Genomic DNA, 15,170 nt, shown 5'->3' on the forward strand with positions numbered 1-15,170 from the left:
GGGCGTGTTTTTCCTGCATTTAACTGCTGGCATTGAGCTTGTTTTTTTTGCCGGCAGCCCCCATCTTGGTTTCATGCTTACTTTTCAACTGTCATAGAGGCGAAATCATGAAGACAACCATCGAATTGCCTCTCCTGCCGTTGCGTGATGTCGTCGTCTATCCGCACATGGTTATCCCGCTGTTCGTGGGGCGCGAGAAGTCTATCGAAGCCCTCGAGGCCGCGATGACGGGCGACAAGCAGATCCTGCTGTTGGCCCAGAGAAATCCTGCTGATGATGATCCAGGCGAAGATGCCCTGTATCGCGTCGGTACCGTTGCGACTGTCCTGCAATTGCTCAAGCTGCCCGACGGCACTGTCAAGGTGTTGGTGGAAGGTGAGCAGCGCGGTGCGGTCGAGCGCTTCATGGAGGTGGACGGCCACCTGCGCGCCGAAGTGGCACTGATCGACGAAGTCGAGGCCCCGGAGCGCGAGTCCGAAGTATTTGTACGCAGCCTGCTCTCGCAATTCGAGCAGTATGTGCAGTTGGGCAAGAAAGTCCCGGCTGAAGTCCTGTCTTCCCTCAACAGCATTGATGAGCCTAGCCGCCTGGTCGACACCATGGCCGCGCACATGGCGCTGAAAATCGAGCAGAAGCAAGACATCCTCGAAATCATCGACCTGCCGGCCCGTGTCGAACACGTCCTGGCGCTGCTCGATGCCGAAATCGACCTGCTGCAGGTTGAAAAGCGCATCCGTGGTCGCGTGAAGAAACAAATGGAGCGCAGCCAGCGCGAGTACTACCTGAATGAGCAGATGAAGGCCATTCAGAAGGAACTCGGCGACAGCGAGGAAGGCCACAACGAAATCGAAGAGCTGAAAAAGCGCATCGATTCCGCCGGCCTGCCGAAAGACGCCCTGACCAAGGCCAACGCCGAGCTGAACAAGCTCAAGCAAATGTCGCCGATGTCGGCCGAAGCCACCGTGGTTCGTTCCTACATCGATTGGTTGGTGCAGGTGCCGTGGAAGGCTCAGACCAAGGTGCGCCTGGACCTGGCTCGCGCCGAAGATATCCTCGATGCCGACCATTACGGCCTCGAAGAAGTCAAAGAACGCATTCTCGAATACCTTGCCGTGCAAAAGCGCGTGAAGAAAATTCGTGGCCCGGTGTTGTGCCTGGTCGGTCCGCCGGGTGTGGGTAAAACCTCCCTGGCCGAGTCGATTGCCAATGCCACCAACCGTAAATTCGTGCGAATGGCCCTTGGCGGCGTGCGTGATGAAGCGGAAATCCGTGGTCATCGCCGCACATATATCGGTTCGATGCCAGGAAGATTGATTCAAAAAATGACAAAGGTCGGCGTGCGCAACCCGCTGTTCCTGCTCGATGAAATCGACAAAATGGGCAGCGACATGCGTGGCGATCCGGCATCGGCCTTGCTCGAAGTGCTCGATCCGGAGCAGAACCACAATTTCAACGACCATTACCTGGAAGTCGACTACGACCTGTCCGACGTAATGTTCCTGTGTACCTCCAACTCCATGAACATTCCGCCAGCGTTGCTGGACCGGATGGAGGTGATTCGTCTGCCGGGTTACACCGAAGACGAGAAGATCAACATCGCCGTCAAATACCTCGCGCCCAAGCAGATTTCGGCCAATGGCCTGAAAAAAGGCGAGATCGAATTCGAGGTCGAGTCGATCCGCGATATGGTGCGTTACTACACCCGCGAGGCCGGTGTACGGGGGCTTGAGCGCCAGATTGCGAAGATTTGCCGCAAGGCGGTCAAGGAACATGCGCTGGAAAAACGCTTCTCGGTGAAGATCACGGCCGATGTGCTGGAGCACTATCTGGGCGTGCGTAAATTCAGCTACGGGTTGGCGGAACAGCAGGATCAGGTAGGGCAGGTGACTGGCCTGGCGTGGACCCAGGTGGGTGGCGAATTGCTGACCATCGAAGCCGCGGTGATCCCGGGCAAAGGCCAATTGATCAAGACCGGTTCCCTGGGTGACGTGATGGTCGAATCCATCACCGCCGCGCAGACCGTGGTGCGCAGCCGCGCCCGGAGCCTGGGGATTCCCCTGGACTTCCATGAGAAGCACGACGTCCATATCCACATGCCGGAAGGGGCGACCCCGAAAGACGGCCCTAGCGCTGGCGTAGGCATGTGTACGGCCCTGGTATCGGCCCTGACCGGCATTCCGGTACGCGCCGATGTGGCCATGACCGGGGAAATCACCCTGCGTGGCCAGGTATTGGCCATCGGTGGTCTGAAAGAAAAATTGCTCGCCGCACACCGGGGTGGAATCAAGACCGTGATCATTCCTGAAGAGAATGTCCGCGACTTGAAGGAAATTCCTGACAATATCAAGCAAGATCTTCAGATTAAACCGGTTAAATGGATTGACGAGGTCCTGCAAATTGCGCTGCAATACGCGCCGGAGCCCTTGCCGGATGTGGCTCCGGAGATAGTCGCGAAGGACGAAAAGCGCGAGTCTGATTCCAAGGAAAGAATTAGCACGCATTAATGCGTTAAAGCCTGGGGGCTTCCTTGACAGCTTTTTAGAGCCCTTGTTATAAAGCGGCTCTTAAGTGTCTGTAGGCCATTCAGCACTGGTTTTTGCTTTCACCAAAAAACTTAGAATCATACTCAATAGATATATAAGGGGACTTAGAGTGAACAAGTCGGAACTGATTGATGCTATCGCCGCATCCGCTGATATCCCGAAAGCTGCTGCTGGCCGTGCGCTGGACGCAGTAATCGAATCCGTCACTGGCGCTCTGAAGGCCGGCGATTCGGTGGTACTGGTAGGCTTCGGTACTTTTTCTGTGACTGACCGCCCAGCTCGCACTGGCCGTAACCCACAGACTGGCAAAGCACTGCAAATCGCTGCTGCCAAGAAACCAGGTTTCAAAGCCGGTAAAGCCCTGAAAGAAGCCGTTAACTAAGCCTCGATCAAGCCTTTACCTACCCGGGTCCGACGCAGGTCTGGCCTGGCAGCGGAGCGGCAGCTGACCCACGTATCCATCGGGTCACCACGCCGGGGGTGTGGGTTCTAACCCCCGTCCGCTCCGCCAGTTACGAGAGAAGGCGCATCCTCGGATGCGCCTTTCTTCTATCCGGACTCTACCCACGCTCCACGGTTGCCAATTTTTGAAGTTCAACCGTTTCTGGGGGACGCATGCTGCAAAATATCAGGGACAATTCACAAGGCTGGATTGCCAAGACCATTATCGGGATCATCGTCGCATTGATGGCGTTCACCGGTATCGAGGCTATTTTTCAGGCTTCGACCAACACCAAGCAGGACGTGGCCAAGGTCAACGGTGAAGCAATCACCCAGACCGAACTGAGCCAGGCCGTCGACATGCAACGTCGCCAACTGATGCAACAGATGGGCAAGGATTTCGATGCTTCCCTGCTGGACGAAAAACTGCTGCGCGACGCGGCGCTCAAGAGCCTGATCGATCGCAAGCTGGTACTGCAAGGTGCCGCTGATTCCAAGTTTGCCTTCTCTGACGCCGCGCTGGACCAAGTGATCCTGCAGACGCCGGAGTTCCAGGTGGACGGCAAGTTCAACGCCGAGCGTTTTGACCAGGTGATCCGTCAACTGGGCTACAGCCGTCTGCAGTTCCGTCAGATGATGACCCAGCAAATGCTGATCGAGCAGACTCGCTTGGGCATCCTCGGCAGCGCCTTCGTGACTGACGCGCAGGTGCTGGCATTCGCCCGCCTGGAAAAACAGACCCGCGATTTCGCCACCGTCAATATCAAGGCCAACCCTGCGGCGGTGAAACTCACCGACGACGAGGTCAAGGCTTACTACGACCAGCACGCCAAAGAGTTCATGACCCCGGACCAGGTGGTCATCGACTATCTGGAGTTGAAGAAGTCGTCTTTCTTCGACCAGGTCACCGTCAAGGACGATGAACTGCAGGCAGCGTATGAGAAAGAAACCGCCAACCTCGCTGAGCAGCGTCGTGCGGCGCACATCCTGATTGAAGTCAACGACAAGGTCACCGACGCCCAAGCCAAGGCCAAGATCGAGGAAATCCAGGCGCGCCTGGCCAAGGGTGAACAGTTCGAAGCCCTGGCCAAGGAGTTCTCCCAGGACCCGGGTTCGGCCAGCAATGGCGGTGACCTTGGTTTTGCCGGTCCTGGCGTCTACGATCCGGACTTCGAAGCTGCCCTGTACGCCTTGAATAAGGACCAGGTCTCGGCACCGGTGCGCAGCACCTTCGGTTGGCACCTGATCAAGCTGTTGGGCGTTGAAGCGCCAGAAGTGCCATCGTTCGCCAGCCTGAAAGACAAGCTGACCCACGAGCTCAAGAATCAACAGGTTGAACAGCGTTTTGTCGAAGCGACCAAGCAATTGGAAGATGCGGCGTTCGAAGCCTCCGACCTGGCTCAGCCGGCCTCCGATCTGAAGCTGACCGTTCACACCTCTGCGCCGTTTGGTCGCGAAGGCGGTGAGGGTGTCGCGGCCAACCGTGCCGTGGTCACTGCCGCGTTCAGCCCGGAAGTGTTGGATGAGGGTGCCAACAGCACCGCCATCGAGCTCGACCCGGAAACCATCATCGTGCTGCGGGCCAAAGAGCATCTGAAGCCTACGCAACTGCCGCTGGAAAGCGTGGCAGCGGCGATCCGCACCCAGATGACCAAGGAACGCGCCAGCGCGGCCGCCAAGACTCACGCTGACGAGTTGATCGCCAGCTTGCGTGATGGCAAGACCCCGCTGAACCAGCCCGTTGATGGCCAGGCCTGGAAAGTCACCCAAGCGGCTACCCGTAGCCAGGAAACGATCGACCCGGTGGTGCTGCAAGCCTTGTTCCGCATGCCCAAGCCTGCGTCCAAGGACAAGCCGACCTTCACCACCGTGACCCTCGCTGATGGCAGCCTGGTGATCGTGCGCTTGAACGGCGTCACCGAAGCGGCGGCTCCATCGGACGATGAGAAGGCGCAATACCGTCGTTTCCTCGCTTCCCGTGTTGGGCAGCAAGATTTCGCGGCGTACCGCAAGCAGCTGGAAACCAAGGCTGAGATCAAGAAGTACTGATCTCGGTTTGAATAAAAAGCCCCCGGCCTGAAAAGACCGGGGGCTTTTTCATGGGCGTTTGCAAAGGGCCAGCAACATCAACGCCACTACCGCCCAGGGAAACGCGAGCACGCCCCAGCTCTGCAGCAACAACCCGCCCGCCAGACCGCCGCCGGCAATGCCCAGGTTCCATACCGTCACCAGCATCGACTGCGCGGCGTCCGCCGACTCGCCCGCCGACTTGGCCAGGGCGGTTTGCAGCAAGGCCGGTAGGCCACCGAATGCCAGCCCCCAGGCCGCGACGGCGGTGTAGATGATCGCCGGCGAGTCGATCCAGAACGCCAACGCCAGCGCCGACAGGCCAAACAGCATGCAACTGAACAGCACCAACGGGCGCAGCCATCGATCGATCAGCAGGCCCACCAGCCAGATGCTCAACAACGCCGTCAGGCCAAACACCAGCAGTACCCGGTCGATATCGGCCTGGATGCCGGCGGGCTCCAGCAGGGGGGCGATGTAGGTGTAGAGAATGTTGTGGGCCAGCACGTAGGTAAAGGTCACCCAAAGCACCGGACGAATACCGCGCAACCTCATCACCTGGCGCAGGCCCAGGCGCTGTTGTGCTGCTTGGCCGGCAAAGTCCGGGAGTTGCCAGCGCGCCCAGAGCAGCAATGCCAACGTCAGCCCGGTCATGATCGCAAAACTCAAGCGCCAGCCAACGAGGGTGCCCAGCAGGGTGCCGGCCGGCACGCCCAGGGTCAGGGCCAGCGGTGCGCCAAGCATTGCGATGGCAATCGCCCGGCCTTGCAGGTGGGGGGCGACCATACGACTGGCGTAACCCGCCAACAGGGCCCAGAGCAACCCGGCGAATACCCCGGCGAAAAAGCGCGCTACCAGGGTCAGCCCGTAGTGGCTGGATACGGCCGTCACGCTGTTGACCAGGGCGAAGCCAGCAATGGCCACCAGCAGTAGGGGGCGTCGGCGCCAACCCCGCGTCAGCAGCGTCAAGGGGATGGCCGCGAGCAATGATCCGAGTGCGTAGAGCGTGACCAGTTGGCCAACCAGGGCGGGCGACACGCCCAGGCCTGCGCCCATCTGCGGCAAGAGCCCCGCAGGCATGGCTTCGGTGAGGATGGTGATAAAACCCGCGCAAGCCAGGGCCAACAAGCCTCCCAGCGGCAGCACGTCAGGCTCGGCGTTCGCCGGGCAATGGGTAAGTGAAGGGTTGTCGCTCATGACGCTTGATCCATATAAAAGGGGCAAGGCGGCAGAGTAAGGGGCTGTGCTGTGCGGAAAAACGGGCTAAGGTTCCGAACTTAGCGGACGGATGTGTCCGTAATCAGTCGAGACGTGATCATGGACAGCTTGAGCAGCCTGTCGGTATTTGTGCAGGTGGCGGAGACGCGCAGTTTCACCGTCGCCGGTCGCGTGCTGGGGGTATCGTCGTCGGCCGTGGGCAAAAGTATCGCGCGCATGGAAGAGCGCCTGGGCGTCAGGCTGTTTCACCGCAGCACGCGCAGTATCACCCTGACCAGCGAAGGCTCGCTGTTTCTTGAGCGTTCGCGGCGCATTCTGGCCGAGGTCGAGGCGGCCGAGCAGGAATTGACGGACGCCAGCGCTACGCCCCGCGGCAAGTTGCGCGTCAGCCTGCCGCAGGTACGCGGCTTGTTGATGCCGGTGCTCAGTGACTTTATGCGCGCCTACCCGGATATCGAGTTGGATGTGGATTTTTCCGACCGCATGGTGGACGTGATCGAGGAAGGTTTCGATGCGGTGATTCGCACAGGCAAGCCCGAAGATTCGCGCTTGATGGCGCGGCATCTGGGCTATTACCAGTTGGTACTTGTGGGCACGCCGGGCTACTTCGCTCAACACGGCACCCCGCAGCAACCGCAGGATCTCAATGATCACGCGTGCCTGCGGCACAAATTCTGCGCCACCGGCAAGCTGGAAAACTGGCCGTTGCGTCACCTGCCGGGCGCCGCCGAACCGACCTTGCGTACACCGCTGGTCAGTACCACCATTGAGTCCCTCAACCATGTGGTACACGAGGGATTGGGCATCGCCTGTCTGCCCGACTACATGGTCAACGAGGCCGTGGGGCAGGGGCGCTTGCTACGGGTGTTGGATGATTATCTCGAACACCGTGGCAGTTTCTGGATATTGTGGCCGTCAAGTCGTCATGCATCTGCCAAGTTGCGCGTGTTTATTGACCATATGTGCGCCGGGCTTTTCCCTGCGGGCACCGCTGTGTAGGCTTGTGACGTTTTATCGACAGGAATGCGCGCGCCAAGGCCTCGTTCTGTTGCACAATACCGCCCAGACCGTTTTCCTCAGGATTTTCAATGTCGACATCATTTCACTTGCGTAGCCTCGGGTTGGCGCTGGTGTTGGCGGGCGCCACGGGCTGCTCGTCACCCAAGACCGCTGTTTACGAGCACGAGAATTTCGACGACTCCGGTACGTTCTCCCGTAATTACCCGGTCAGTGACATCGCCGCGTGCGAGGCCGCACGCCGTGCCTTGCTGAGCCAGGGCTACATCATCACCAGCAGCGATCCGAAGCTGGTGGTGGGTAACAAGAGTTTCCAGCAGACCGGCGAAACTCACATGCAGATCAGCTTCAATGTGGTGTGTGCCAATGATGGCAAAGGTAAAAGCCACTCGACGATGTTTGCCAACGCCCTGCAGGATCGTTATGCGCTGAAGAAGGTCAACAACTCCGCCAGCCTGGGTGTGGGTGTGCTGGGCTCGGTGTCGATGCCGATCGGCTCCACCGACGACTCGATGGTGAAGGTGGCGAGTGAGACTGTCTCGGCGCCGAAGTTCTACGAGCGCTATTTCGCACTGGTGGATGTGTTCCTGCCCCAAGAGGTGAAGAAGACCGAACATATTCCCGAACAGCCCAAGGCTGAACTGGGGGTGCCGGAACCCAAAGTTGCCCCGGCAGCGGAGAAGGTGCCAGCGCCGAAGGAAGAGCCTGTAGCGCCGGCCGTCTCGACGCCGGTTACACCGGCACCGGAGCCTGCGCCGATCGTCCCGCAGGCAGAACCGAGCCCTGCGCCGGCACCGGCACCTGCACCTGCACCGGCACCTGCGCCAACCACGCCGGACCTGCCGCCGCCGACAGAGGCGATTCCGCCCCTGCCGACGCCCGCGCAGTAAGTCAGACCGCTACGGGATTGGTCTTGTCGACATTGATCCCGTAGCGACTGATCGCCTCACTGATTTTCTCGCGACCTATCAGCCCGTCATCGGCCAGCGCCTTCAGTGCCGCCAGCACAATGAAATGCCGGTCCACCTCGAAGAACTCGCGCAAGGCCTCCCGAGTATCCGACTGCCCGAAGCCGTCCGTGCCCAGCGCTACAAAGCGTCGGTTCGGCACAAAGGGGCGGATCTGGTCGGCGAACAGCTTCATGTAGTCAGTGGCCACCAGCACCGGACCCGTATGCCCGGCCAAGCATTGCTCGACGTAACTCAAGCGCGGCTCGTGTTCCGGGTGCAACAGGTTCCAGCGTTCGGCTTCATGCCCGTCACGGCGCAGCTCGGTCAGGCTGGGCGCACTCCATACGCTGCTGTGTACGGCAAAATCCTTGTCGAGCAACGCTGCCGCGGCGATCACTTCCCGCAGGATCGAACCGCTGCCCATCAATTGCACCTGTGCCTGCTGGTGTGTGCTCAGTGGATACAAGCCCTTGAGAATGCCTTCTTCCACGCCTTCGGGCATTGCCGGGTGCGGGTAGTTTTCGTTGAGCAGGGTGATGTAGTAGTAAATGTCCTCCTGCTCGACATACATGCGCCGCATGCCTTCGCGAATGATCACCGCTAGTTCGTAGGCAAAAGTTGGGTCATACGACACACAGCACGGAATCACCGACGCCAGGATATGGCTATGCCCATCATCGTGCTGCAAGCCTTCGCCCATCAGGGTGGTGCGCCCGGCCGTGGCACCCAGCAGGAAGCCGCGTGCCCGGGCATCGCCTGCCGCCCAGGCCAGATCGCCGACGCGCTGGAAGCCGAACATCGAGTAGAAAATATAGAAGGGCACGGTCATCAGAGCATGGTTGCTGTAGGACGTACTCGCCGCGATCCAAGAGGCAATTGCACCGGACTCATTCAGGCCTTCCTGCATGATCTGTCCGTCCTTGCTCTCTTTGTAGTAGCTCAGTTGCCCGGCGTCCTGTGGGGTGTAGAGCTGGCCGACGGCGGAGTGAATGCCGATCTGACGGAACAGGCTTTCCATGCCGAAGGTGCGTGATTCGTCCGGCACGATGGGCACGATCAGCTTGCCCAGGTGCGGGTCCTTGAGCAGTGTGCCGAGGATCCGCACAAAGGCCATGGTGGTAGAGATGGCGCGCTCGCCGGTGTCTTTGAGCTGGGTCGCGAAAGCGCTCAGTTCAGGAATCTGCAGCGACTCGACGGCGCTGTGGCGCGCCGGCACGTAGCCACCCAACGCCTGGCGCCGGGCGGCGAAGTAGCGCGCCTCTTCGCTGTCGGCAGCCGGCTTGAGGTAAGGAATTTCAGCCAACTGCTCGTCGGGGACTTCCAGGCCGAAGCGATCACGGAACGCTCTGACGGCGTCGGCGCCCATTTTTTTCAGCTGATGGTTGATGTTCTGGCCTTCGCCGGCTTCGCCCATGCCGAAGCCCTTGACGGTTTTCGCCAGGATCACCGTGGGTTGGCCTGAATGACTCATGGCGGCAGCATAGGCGTTATAGACCTTGTCCGGGTCATGACCGCCGCGTGAGAGTTTCCAGATGTCCTCGTCTGACAGGTCCGCAACCAATGCCAGCAACGCCGGGTATTTGCCGAAGAAATGTTCGCGCACGTAGGCGCCGTCCTGGGATTTGTAGTTCTGATAATCACCGTCCACGCACTCCATCATGCGTTGGCGCAGCAGCCCGCTCTGGTCTTTTTCCAGCAGCGCATCCCAGCCGCCGCCCCAGATAACCTTGATCACATTCCAGCCGGCCGCGCGGTAGAGGCTTTCGAATTCCTGGATCACCTTGGCATTGCCGCGTACTGGGCCGTCCAGGCGCTGCAGGTTGCAGTTGACCACGAAGATCAGGTTGTCGAGTTTTTCACGCCCGGCCAGGGAAATGGCGGCCAGGGATTCCGGCTGGTCCATTTCGCCATCACCAAGGAACGCCCAGACCTTGCGGCCCTGGTGCTGCTTGAGCGCACGCAACTCCAAGTAGCGCATAAAGCGCGCCTGGTAGGCGGCGGTGATCGGTCCGAGCCCCATGGACACGGTGGGGAATTGCCAAAAATCCGGCATCAGCCGTGGGTGCGGGTAGGACGACAAGCCTGCACCGCCCGTTTCGCGGCGGAAGTTGTCGAGCTGAGCCTCGCTGATGCGGCCTTCGAGATACGCGCGGCCGTAGATGCCGGGGGAGGAGTGGCCCTGGATGTAGACCAGATCGCCATCGAAGGTGTCGGTGCGCCCACGGAAAAAGTGGTCGAAGCCGACGTCATACAGCACGGCGGCCGACGCGTAGGTGGCGATATGCCCACCGACGCCGGAGTGTTTACCGGCGCGCAGCACCATGGCCATGGCGTTCCAGCGGATAAACGCACTGGTGCGGCGTTCGAGGGCCAGGTTGCCAGGGTAGGGCAACTGGCGGTCCAGCGGGATTGTGTTGATGTAGGGCGTGGTTACCCGCCCGTAGACGTCACCATGTTGCGCCACGTCGAAATCCAGCAACTGGTCGATCAGGTAGTGGGCACGCGGGCGGCCTTCGGTGGACAGCACCGATTCGATGGCTTCCAGCCATTCGCGGGTTTCCTGTGGGTCGTCGTCCAGTCTTACTGCGGTATTCGGGGTCATGTGAGGCTCTAGGGTCGGCGAATATCAAGCAGCGAGCTCCTTGTGGGAGCGGCGCACATATAGTTGCAATTGCAACTACATGTCTGAATCTAGCGCGGGATGAGCTACTATTGCAACCTTCTTGAAATTCCCCGGATGGTGTTGCATGTCGTCGAAAGAGCCTGATGTCTGGTTCCGTTTTGTCAGGGCCCACAGGACGGTCATCCGTGAAATCGAGCGGCGCCTGGCTGCGGCCGACCTGCCGCCCTACGCCTGGTACGACGCATTGTGGGGCCTGGAAAGCGGCCCCGAAGGTACTCGGCGCATGCATGAATTGGCCGATGTGCTGGCCATCGAGCGCTATAACCTGACGCGCCTGGTGGACCGCCTGGAAAAAGACGGCCTGGTGGTGCGCTCCCGCTCCGACGGCGACGGCCGTGCCGCGTTTGCCACGATCACCGAGGCCGGCCGGGTGTTGCGCAAAAAGATGTGGGGCATCTACGAAAGCACGGTAGATGAGCTGTTCCTGTCGCAGATCGCACCGGAGCAGCGCCAGGGGTTTGCCGAGGCCCTGGAACGTACTGCCGGGTTGGCGATGGAGGCTGGTGTGCAGGTCCGTAGCCGGCGCAAATCCTGAGACACGACGATTCAACGTGGAAGATGACTGGGCCCCGAAAGCAGACGGCTGTCGACTGACCCGCCGCTATCGGGAGCAAGCCCCTTGCGCCGTTGTTCGCATTCCGGCTCATTGCAGTGAGTAGCGCTTCATCGCCCGTTCGACCTGCTGTGCAGCGATGAGCCCGTCTTTCGCCAGGGCGCTCAATGCAGACACCGCAATCCAATAGCGACTGGGCGCCGATGCCTGCACCGAGCCCGCGCCCAGCCCCACGAACCGCGCATCTACGTAAGCCGCCAACGGGTCGACAATCGGCTGTGCATAGCCGGTCACTGCAATCACCGGCGCGGCATTCCCGGCCAGGCACTCGCGCAAGTGGCTGCTGCGTCTGGGGGCGGTGGGGTGCAGGCGATTCCAGCGTTCGGCGGCCGCGGCCTCTCGAGCCAGCCGCGTGTAGCTGGGGCAACTCCACAGCTGCGCGGTGATATTCCAGTCCTGTGCCAACAAGCGTTTGGCCTGCACGACCTCTTCAAGCGCCCGACCTGCGCCGAGCAAGCGCACGTCCCCTGGGGCATCGCGCTGGAGCGGATACATACCCTTGAGCGCATCTTCACGGTCCTGCTCGGTCAACGGTACTGCGTTGTCGTCGTCATGCAGCGCCAGGTAGTAAAACCCGGGCTTGCCGTCGATATACAAGGTGCGCAGTCCCGCCAGCACGATCGCCCGGACTTCCTCACCCGTGGCAGGATCGTAGGGGGTGCAATGCGGATTGCTCGCCAGCCACAGCGGGAGAGAAGGCTGTGCGCCCTTGGGCCAGGCCGAGGGTTGGGTTTCGATGTCGTTGCACAGGATGCCGCGCTGTGCCGTCTCGGCCGACAAGGCACACAGTTGTGCCGACGACACCGCGCTGTGCAGGTACAGCAACGGTTTTTCCGCAGTTTTACGCGCAAACCAGACGGGCCAACTGCCCACGCGCCGGGAACGGGACTGGCCGCGAATCACCCAGGCCTGCCGGCTGGCTTCCAGGGTGTTGGCCATGCTCATGACGGTATGCAATGGCGAACTTCGTGTATGTCCGGCCTGGTTCAACGCATCACAGCAAAGCTGTGCGGCGTGCGCGGTGGTGGCAATCATCGGTCTGACTCCTCGGCAAGGGAGGCTTACCCTAAGGGAAATCGACTTGTAATTGCAATTGCAATGGTTGCAATTGTTTTTCGATGGCCCAGTGCTAAATCCGCACAACGCTGCTACGTTTAATCTGAAGGTGCAGGAACGTCATGACACCGACATTTTTCCGTCATCACGGCACATTAGGCTGGCTGTGCAGGTCATTTACCTGCGGCTGCTTTCAACTCAAAAAGGAGTTCACCATGGACGATTACCAAGAAGAACTGCTGGAGTACCAGGCCTTTGAATGGGACCCTTTGGACCCCGCCGACGACGCTACTGAGCTGTAAGACCGGCTTCAGGCGGATTGCCGCTGACTGCGGCGAAATTCCCCTGGGGTCTGGTTGTTCCATCGCCTGAACGCCCGTTGAAAGGCCTGGGCCGAGGCAAAACCGAGCAAGTAGGCGATCTCGCCGAATGCCAGTTCCGTATCGCGGATATAGGTCATGGCCAGGTCGCGGCGGGTATCGTTGAGGATCGCCCGGAACTGAGTGCCTTCATCGGCCAGTTTGCGGCGCAGGGTCCAGGTCGGCAGCTTCAAGCGCGCCGCCACTTCTTCCAGGTCGGGTTCCCGGCCGCCATTGAGCATCGGCCCGAGCAAGCGGGTAATGCGCTCGCGCAGGCTGCGGGTGCGGGTCAACTGCTCCAACTCCCTTTCACACAGTTGTAACAGCAGTTGCCAGGTACTCGGGCAATGCTCCGGGTTGCGCAGCGCCAGGGTTGTCTGGCTCAGGCGCAGTTGATTGGCCTCGGCGCCGAAGTGGACCGGGCTGTCACCCAGCACGCTGTATTGTTCGCTGTAGTCAGGTGCTTCGAATTCGATCTCGATGCGCTGCGCCTGTACCGGCTGCTGGGCCAGGCTCGACAGTTGGTGCAGCCAGCCGGCGATGATCGAGTCGACCACAAAGCGGTTATAGGCGTTGTACGGGCTGATGGAGTAGAAACGCAGCCACGCGCCTTCGGCGTCTTCATGAAAGCTCGACTGCCCGCGATAGTTGGAGCCGTACAGCGCTTCAAAGCGCGTGAGGGTGCGGGCCGCCTCGCGCACGTTGGGCGCCTGGGCGGCCGTGACGCCGGCCAGGCCGGCCTGGCTCAAGCGGCTCGACTGGCCCATGCGCAGGCCGAGGCCCGGGTCGCCGGTCAGTTGAATGGCAGCATGGCCCAGGCGCATGTAACGCGGGATCGACAAGCGCGCGCCGGCTTCGGCGAGCCGTAGCGGGTCCAGGCCGTATTGCAGCAACAGCGGTTGCGGGTCCAGGCCGTGGCTGCTGATGGCGTCGGCCAGGGTGTGCACGAAGCCCACCGACAGATCCCCCAGGCGTACCGGCTTCACGGCGTTACAGCCAGATATTCAGCAAGCGCGCGCCACGGGCGTCGCCGTCGGCGAACACTTGGCCGTTGCTGCTGAGAAAGCTCTGGCCGGCGCTGCCCAGGTCCCAGAACTGCCCGCGCAGAAATACGCTCATGCCCGCAATGGCCTGGCTGATGGGCGGCTGGCTGATCAAGGTCAGGCGTCGCCAGGCTTCGCCTTCGCTGAGTTCTTCGGGTTTGAGGCTGATTTCCGCGGGCGTCGACACGCTTTTGAAGCCGCGCCAAGGGCGGCCCCAGGTGTCGCGGCCGATAACAAACGCGGGGACGGCGATCAACCTTGCACCTTGCTCATTGAGCTTGCGGTAGTTGTCCGGGTACCAGCTATCGCTGCCGATCAGGATGCCCAGGCGTCCGGCCGGGGTGTCGACCACGCTGACGGTGTTTTCATCCCCGGGCGCAATGAAGCCGCGCTCGTCGTAGATCGGGTAGAGCTGACGCTGCGGCTGGCCCAGGGGCAGGCCATCGGCCGCAAATACCAGGCTGGCGTTGTACAGCGCGCCATGCCCGACCTGCAGTTGCCCCTCGCTCACGCTGGGGTTGGGCAACGCGATGGAACCGGCCACCAGGGTCACGCCAAACTCCTTGGCCAGGCCGCCGAACAGCACTTGGTAGTCCCGCGCCATTGCCGGGGCTTTCATGCGCAAGTATGCGTCGTCCATGCGGTTGTCGCCGGTGGCGCTGATCCAGGCGCGCATGAACTGCAGCGGGTTGCTGATCGACAGCCAGTTCATCGCATCTTTCAGGTGGGTCGCCTGATACAGCTCGTTTTTTTCGCCGCGGAGCATCAGCCAGGTGCCGATATGTTCCGGCAGCACCACGATGGTTTTTTCATTGATCAGCCCCTGGTTTCGCGCCGTTTGCAGGTAGGCCGCGAGCTTCAGGTGCAGGCGTTCCAGGCTCTGGTAGTCGCCAGGGAACAGTTCCGGCTGAATGCCCAGCAGGTTGCCGCGATCGGCAGGCTGGCCTTCGTTGACGGCCAGCGTGATGCGCAGGTCGGACAGGTAATGCGCCACGGGGCGTTCCTGGGTCCAGACCAGATAGGCGGCGACGGCGGCAACCAGCGCCAGGGTGACGGTAAAAGCGAGAAGTTTACGCATGGGGGAACAGACAACAGACCGAGTGCAGGGTTCGCGACTAGGGTAGGGCCCGCGGCTCGGCTTGCCAAGGGGCGCTGTGCATTTGGATCAATAACTTGTCAG

At 60.9% G+C, this 15,170-nt stretch carries 12 protein-coding genes; 7 read left to right on the plus strand and 5 right to left on the minus strand.

The annotated features are described in order from the left end of the window. The first annotated feature begins 107 nt into the window (after nucleotides 1-107). The 3 genes from lon to ACVWZP_RS01315 all read left to right on the plus strand — a co-directional run bounded on the left by lon (nucleotide 108) and on the right by ACVWZP_RS01315 (nucleotide 5,033). Entirely contained in the window at nucleotides 108-2,504 is a 2,397-nt protein-coding gene (gene lon, locus ACVWZP_RS01305; protein ID WP_046382847.1) for an endopeptidase La, read from the plus strand. A 148-nt stretch (nucleotides 2,505-2,652) separates the two neighbouring features. Beyond that, nucleotides 2,653-2,925: an HU family DNA-binding protein gene (locus ACVWZP_RS01310; RefSeq protein ID WP_003174819.1), complete on the plus strand. Its 273-nt coding sequence runs from the start codon at nucleotides 2,653-2,655 to the stop codon at nucleotides 2,923-2,925. Nucleotides 2,926-3,158: 233 nt separating this feature from the next. Continuing rightward, nucleotides 3,159-5,033 (plus strand): SurA N-terminal domain-containing protein, encoded by a 1,875-nt coding sequence (locus ACVWZP_RS01315; RefSeq protein WP_046382848.1) that lies wholly within the window; start codon nucleotides 3,159-3,161, stop codon nucleotides 5,031-5,033. A gap of 48 nt (nucleotides 5,034-5,081) precedes the next feature. Here ACVWZP_RS01315 and ACVWZP_RS01320 read toward each other — a convergent pair whose 3' ends face one another. After that, on the minus strand, nucleotides 5,082-6,248 hold the full coding sequence (locus tag ACVWZP_RS01320) for an MFS transporter (protein WP_128191832.1): 1,167 nt from the start codon (nucleotides 6,246-6,248) through the stop codon (nucleotides 5,082-5,084). Nucleotides 6,249-6,368: 120 nt separating this feature from the next. Between ACVWZP_RS01320 and ACVWZP_RS01325 the strand changes: the two genes are divergently transcribed. Both ACVWZP_RS01325 and ACVWZP_RS01330 read left to right on the plus strand, forming a co-directional pair. After that, on the plus strand, nucleotides 6,369-7,268 hold the full coding sequence (locus ACVWZP_RS01325) for a LysR family transcriptional regulator (protein WP_046382850.1): 900 nt from the start codon (nucleotides 6,369-6,371) through the stop codon (nucleotides 7,266-7,268). Between the two features lie 89 nt (nucleotides 7,269-7,357). Further along, nucleotides 7,358-8,176 (plus strand): DUF2242 domain-containing protein, encoded by an 819-nt coding sequence (locus tag ACVWZP_RS01330; RefSeq protein ID WP_457369303.1) that lies wholly within the window; start codon nucleotides 7,358-7,360, stop codon nucleotides 8,174-8,176. 1 nt (nucleotide 8,177) lies between these two features. Here the strand turns inward: ACVWZP_RS01330 and aceE are convergent, their stop codons facing one another. Further along, complete coding sequence (gene aceE, locus ACVWZP_RS01335) at nucleotides 8,178-10,838, minus strand: pyruvate dehydrogenase (acetyl-transferring), homodimeric type (protein ID WP_102617263.1); 2,661 nt, start codon at nucleotides 10,836-10,838, stop codon at nucleotides 8,178-8,180. 145 nt (nucleotides 10,839-10,983) lie between these two features. Here aceE and ACVWZP_RS01340 point away from each other — a divergent pair, with 145 nt between their 5' ends. Beyond that, nucleotides 10,984-11,454, plus strand: coding sequence for a MarR family winged helix-turn-helix transcriptional regulator (locus ACVWZP_RS01340; RefSeq protein ID WP_108525050.1), 471 nt, complete (start codon nucleotides 10,984-10,986; stop codon nucleotides 11,452-11,454). Between the two features lie 108 nt (nucleotides 11,455-11,562). Here ACVWZP_RS01340 and ACVWZP_RS01345 read toward each other — a convergent pair whose 3' ends face one another. After that, the gene (locus ACVWZP_RS01345) at nucleotides 11,563-12,567 is read right to left on the minus strand and encodes a transketolase-like TK C-terminal-containing protein (RefSeq protein ID WP_046485430.1); all 1,005 of its coding nucleotides are present in this window, start codon (nucleotides 12,565-12,567) and stop codon (nucleotides 11,563-11,565) included. Between the two features lie 143 nt (nucleotides 12,568-12,710). On the opposite strand from ACVWZP_RS01345, the gene ACVWZP_RS01350 reads away from it, so the two are divergent. Then, on the plus strand, nucleotides 12,711-12,890 hold the full coding sequence (locus ACVWZP_RS01350) for a hypothetical protein (protein WP_126585751.1): 180 nt from the start codon (nucleotides 12,711-12,713) through the stop codon (nucleotides 12,888-12,890). Between the two features lie 8 nt (nucleotides 12,891-12,898). Here the strand turns inward: ACVWZP_RS01350 and ACVWZP_RS01355 are convergent, their stop codons facing one another. After that, the gene (locus ACVWZP_RS01355; RefSeq protein WP_046485428.1) at nucleotides 12,899-13,933 is read right to left on the minus strand and encodes an AraC family transcriptional regulator; all 1,035 of its coding nucleotides are present in this window, start codon (nucleotides 13,931-13,933) and stop codon (nucleotides 12,899-12,901) included. Between the two features lie 4 nt (nucleotides 13,934-13,937). Further along, nucleotides 13,938-15,068 carry a carbon-nitrogen hydrolase family protein gene (locus tag ACVWZP_RS01360; RefSeq protein ID WP_046382855.1) on the minus strand — a complete coding sequence of 377 codons (1,131 nt, stop codon included), beginning with the start codon at nucleotides 15,066-15,068 and terminating at the stop codon, nucleotides 13,938-13,940. Nucleotides 15,069-15,170: the final 102 nt, after the last annotated feature.

The sequence above is a fragment of the Pseudomonas sp. TE36184 genome (genome assembly GCF_054060055.1).

Bases quoted from the DNA above. Each gene is read 5' to 3' on its own strand.
- lon (WP_046382847.1), top strand. From the start codon at position 108: ATGAAGACAACCATCGAATTGCCTCTCCTGCCGTTGCGTGATGTCGTC.
- ACVWZP_RS01315 (WP_046382848.1), top strand. From the start codon at position 3,159: ATGCTGCAAAATATCAGGGACAATTCACAAGGCTGGATTGCCAAGACC.
- ACVWZP_RS01320 (WP_128191832.1), bottom strand. From the start codon at position 6,248: ATGAGCGACAACCCTTCACTTACCCATTGCCCGGCGAACGCCGAGCCT.
- ACVWZP_RS01325 (WP_046382850.1), top strand. From the start codon at position 6,369: ATGGACAGCTTGAGCAGCCTGTCGGTATTTGTGCAGGTGGCGGAGACG.
- ACVWZP_RS01330 (WP_457369303.1), top strand. From the start codon at position 7,358: ATGTCGACATCATTTCACTTGCGTAGCCTCGGGTTGGCGCTGGTGTTG.
- aceE (WP_102617263.1), bottom strand. From the start codon at position 10,838: ATGACCCCGAATACCGCAGTAAGACTGGACGACGACCCACAGGAAACC.
- ACVWZP_RS01340 (WP_108525050.1), top strand. From the start codon at position 10,984: ATGTCGTCGAAAGAGCCTGATGTCTGGTTCCGTTTTGTCAGGGCCCAC.
- ACVWZP_RS01345 (WP_046485430.1), bottom strand. From the start codon at position 12,567: ATGATTGCCACCACCGCGCACGCCGCACAGCTTTGCTGTGATGCGTTG.
- ACVWZP_RS01350 (WP_126585751.1), top strand. From the start codon at position 12,711: ATGACACCGACATTTTTCCGTCATCACGGCACATTAGGCTGGCTGTGC.
- ACVWZP_RS01360 (WP_046382855.1), bottom strand. From the start codon at position 15,068: ATGCGTAAACTTCTCGCTTTTACCGTCACCCTGGCGCTGGTTGCCGCC.